This window comes from uncultured Clostridium sp., assembly GCF_947072515.1.
GTDB lineage: Bacteria > Bacillota > Clostridia > Clostridiales > Clostridiaceae > Clostridium.
Map to the genome: position 1 here is coordinate 1 of NZ_CAMTIG010000124.1, position 3122 is coordinate 3122.

Annotated in this window: 3 protein-coding genes and 1 pseudogene; all 4 read right to left on the reverse strand. The window is 21.5% G+C overall.

Annotated elements, in window-relative coordinates; translation table 11 throughout:
- Positions 1–495 (reverse strand): response regulator (locus Q0W06_RS19480; protein ID WP_297639805.1); only part of this gene is annotated, 495 nt, incomplete at its 3' end.
- The gene (locus Q0W06_RS19485) at positions 488–1804 is read right to left on the reverse strand and encodes an ATP-binding protein (protein WP_297639808.1); all 1317 of its coding nucleotides are present in this window, start codon (positions 1802–1804) and stop codon (positions 488–490) included. The genes Q0W06_RS19485 and Q0W06_RS19480, both read right to left, overlap by 8 nt.
- Before the next feature lie 63 nt (positions 1805–1867).
- Positions 1868–2821, reverse strand: coding sequence for a hypothetical protein (locus Q0W06_RS19490; RefSeq protein WP_297639810.1), 954 nt, complete (start codon positions 2819–2821; stop codon positions 1868–1870).
- 207 nt (positions 2822–3028) lie between these two features.
- Positions 3029–3122 (reverse strand): annotated as a pseudogene (locus Q0W06_RS19495) (endonuclease III); the annotation flags it as partial.

A 3122-nucleotide genomic window follows, 5' to 3' on the forward strand; every position in this document is an offset into this window, starting at 1 on the left:
GCTACAGCTTAGTATAGTTCGAATTTTAGTGTCCAGGATATTGACATAAATCCATTCTATCTTTAATTTTATTATCATTCCTGCTTTATTAATTTCTAATATTTCTTCATTTTTTCTTATCTTCTCTAATAATTTAAAAATTTGAGATTTTAATCTATTCTCGTCTATAGGTTTCAATATATAATTAAATGCACCTACATCATATCCATCTAGTAAAAACTCTTTACTACTACTAATATATAAAATATATATCTTTTCATCTATTTCTTTAATCTTTTTCCCTACTTCTATTCCATCATCATTTGCCATAATTATATCTAAAAAAACAATATCATACCTTGTATTTCCACTCTCTATTTCTTTTAATAAATCTTCCCCTGATATAAATGAATCAATTTCAAATTTTATTTCATTTTCTTTTAAAAGGTTACTCACAACCTCAAATACTTCCTCTAAAAAAATTTTCTCATCATCACAAATAGCTATATTAATCATTTTTATCACCTTTTTCTAATGGTATATATACTATTATTTTAAATTTATAATCCTCATTTTCAATGATTATTTCTCCTGAATACTCTTTTACTGCTTTTTTTATACTTTCTATTCCTAATCCATGATTCTCAGTTATTTTCTTACTAGTTTTTAGATTTTTTTCCGTTAACCCTGTTTTTATTCTACATGGGTTTTCAACGATTAAATTCAATCTATTTTTCTCTATAAATGAATATATATTTATATATTTTTCTATTCCTTCTAATCTTTTATTTTCTTCTATTGCATTATCTAAAATATTTCCTAATATTACTGTTAAATGAAAAGGCTCTATATTGATTATTTTAGGTAATATAATATCTACATTATATTTTATATTATTTTTTTCACATTCATGCAAAGCTAAATTTATTATAGAGTTTACAATTATATTTTTTGTAATCTTTCTTTTTTCACTATTATTTATTTCAGTATTCATTCGTTCTAAATAATCTATTGCCTCATCAATCTTATTTTTTTCAATTAAATGCTGTAGAATCAAATTATGTTTTTTTATATCATGCCATATAATTTTTCTATCTTTATCACTTTCTTTAAGTATAAATTTTTCTTCATTTATGGCTTTAATTTTAACTTCTAAATTTGATTTTTCAATTATATAATTAAGTATTTTATTTTTAAATTTTATTAATGTCATAACAATTATTATAAAAACAAATATTATTATAAAATATCCAAATATTAAAACATTTTTTTCATTCTCCACAATATCATTATTTAAAGTTATATAAGTAAATATTCCAATAAAACTTAAAAATAATGTACCATAAACATACTTTCTAGTTATTCTATTTCTTATTAACGAAAAGAAATATCCATTTTTCCAATATTTCAAACTTTTAATTTCTATTATATTAAAAATTATTCCGATAATAATTACAAATGTGTTTGCCATACTTCTTACAAACTGTATATTCCCTCCAACTAAATACCCTGATATAAGCAAAGTATATACTAAGAAAATTATCATATATAACATTGTATTTAGTGTAATTAACAAAATTAATAGCTTCTCACTAATTTTATTTTTATAAAATATTATTATAAATAGAAAATAACTAATAATCATAAATAGACTTGATAAACTGTTAGATATACTTTCTAAAATAAATATTCCTATATAATTTAATATTAAAAATATAAAATACAATATATAATGTATTTTTTTGTTATTTATTCTTTTTTCTAATACTATATCCATTTTTATATACAGTATTAATGAAAAAATTATATTTAAAAGTGCATTCATTTCTATGCCTCCTAAAAATAAAAAAACTGATGCCTTAAATCATCAGTTAAACTATATCATTATTTATTTCAAATTCAAAATATAATCTTTAAATTCTATTATACTATTATTAAAAAATTCAAAAATTGGTTTCTTTAATCCATTCTTTAAAAACCATTTAGCATTTAAATTTATAATTTCCTTTTCTTCTATCCCCTGTTCCTCTATAAGTACAAAAAATCTACTTATCGCTTTTTCTTTTGTCCAATAATATTTAGGTTTTCTAACTCTACTAAATTTATTTTCATCTATTCCTTTTGCATAAGCTTCTTTAATATATAAGTATGGACTATTCCTAAAAAATTTTTTCAAAGGTGTAGATAGCCCATTTTCATAAAACCATTTTTTTCTCAAATTTATTATCTGCCCTCTATTTAAGCTCTTCTCTTTTACCATACTGTTGAAAGTATTTAACGCCTTTTCATATGTCCAAAAATTTCTTGATTTCTTCTTTTCATCTAAAATTTCTCTACCTACAAAACAAAATTCTAAATAGTTTTTAACACTTCCATTAAAGACTTTATTTAACGGAGTAGTTAATCCTACTTCTTTAAAGAAGGCTTTTGTTAAATCTGCTATATCACTATTTGTTATTTCATATTTATAAATATAAAATAACAGAGCCTCCTTCGCAGTATCTTTATTCCAATATTCCTTACATGCAGAATTCATTTCAAACTTTTTCAAAGCATTTGGATATACTAAGTTAATTGCTTTATATGGACTATCTTTCCCAAATTTAGAAAAAGGGGTAGTTAAATTATTTTTAATAAACCACTTGCTATTTAGAAATAACATATCATTTATTTCTATATGATAATACTCTTCTACTATATATTTAAATAGTTTTTCAAAATTGGCCTTTCCATTTGCTCCACTCCAAGTTCCTTTAGGAAATCTAGCTATAGATTTCTCAATATGAATTTTATACCAAAGATTAATTATATCAATATTATTTAAATTTGATTGTACCAACATAGCTTCTCCTTTATAGTATTAATTCTATAAATTTTAATTTACCATATTCCCAATCAAATTTTTTTAAATTGTTGTATTATACTTCTTTATTGTTGTTTTATGTTTTTCACTAATTTTATTTAATTAAAAATACTGTTTATTTCTTTAAATTAAATGTATTTTTAATCTAGTTATAAAAAAAATAGATAACTTATAAAAATAAGTTATCTATACTAACTTCCCTTCCCATTTACATAAATGGTTTAGAGGACATTCTAAACATTTTGGTCTTTGTGATGAACAACATCTTCTTCCATGAAAA

Coding starts and splice junctions, on each gene's coding strand:
- Q0W06_RS19485 (WP_297639808.1), bottom strand. CDS start 1,804: ATGAATGCACTTTTAAATATAATTTTTTCATTAATACTGTATATAAAA.
- Q0W06_RS19490 (WP_297639810.1), bottom strand. CDS start 2,821: ATGTTGGTACAATCAAATTTAAATAATATTGATATAATTAATCTTTGG.